The organism is Lichenifustis flavocetrariae (assembly GCF_026130545.1).
Lineage (GTDB): Bacteria > Pseudomonadota > Alphaproteobacteria > Rhizobiales > Beijerinckiaceae > Lichenihabitans > Lichenihabitans flavocetrariae.
Genome location: NZ_JAMOIM010000156.1, coordinates 1 through 825 on the forward strand (window position 1 = coordinate 1; position 825 = coordinate 825).

The 825-nt window shown below is 58.2% G+C and carries 1 protein-coding gene; it reads left to right on the forward strand.

From position 1 onward, the window contains the following. Positions 1-130: 130 nt before the first annotated feature. A partial coding sequence (locus M8523_RS36415) for an EAL domain-containing protein (RefSeq protein WP_282589662.1) occupies positions 131-825 on the forward strand: 695 nt, incomplete at its 3' end.

Consider the following 825-nt stretch of genomic DNA (forward strand, 5'->3'; position numbering starts at 1 on the left):
GGCTGATCACGTTTTGGGAACTATATTAATCTTCGAGTGGCTCACCTCGTTGGACATTGAAGATCAGTTAACCCGGTTCGGGTCTCATATCCGCAACGATTATCCGCAACGATGAGAGAGATGTCGGATCATGTCGACCGGGTGCCAGGGATGCCGCAACGGCGGCGGGTTCGCAAAGCCCTTCTCAATGGCGTTCCAGCCGATCGTCGACATCTCGTCCGGAAGAGTTTTCGCTCACGAAGCCCTTGTCCGTGGCCCGAACGGAGAGGGGGCGAACACCATCCTTTCCGTCGTGGACGAGACCAACCGCTACGCCTTCGACCAGATGTGCAGGGTCAAGGCGATCGAACTCGCGGCGAGCCTCCGCCTTGCTGACGACGGCGCGTGCCTTTCGATCAACTTCATGCCAAACGCCGTCTATGAACCCCGCGCCTGCATCAAACTGACACTGGAGGCGGCGACGCGGACGGGCTTCCCCCTCGATCGGATTATCTTCGAGTTCACGGAGACTGAGAAGCTCGACGTTACGCATGTCATGAACATCATGGCGACCTACAAGGAGATCGGCTTCAGGACCGCAATCGACGACTTCGGCGCCGGCAACGCCGGTCTCGCCCTGCTCGCACAATACCAGCCGGACATTGTGAAGATCGACATGGACTTGATCCGTGGGATTGATCGGAATCCGGTAAAGCGTTCAATCCTGCGTCACATACTCCGCCTCCTTGAGGAACTCGGGGTCACCCCCCTTTGCGAGGGTATTGAGACCATCGGTGAGCTGGGCGTCCTGCAAGACTTTGGCGTTCGCCTGATCCAGGGCTACCT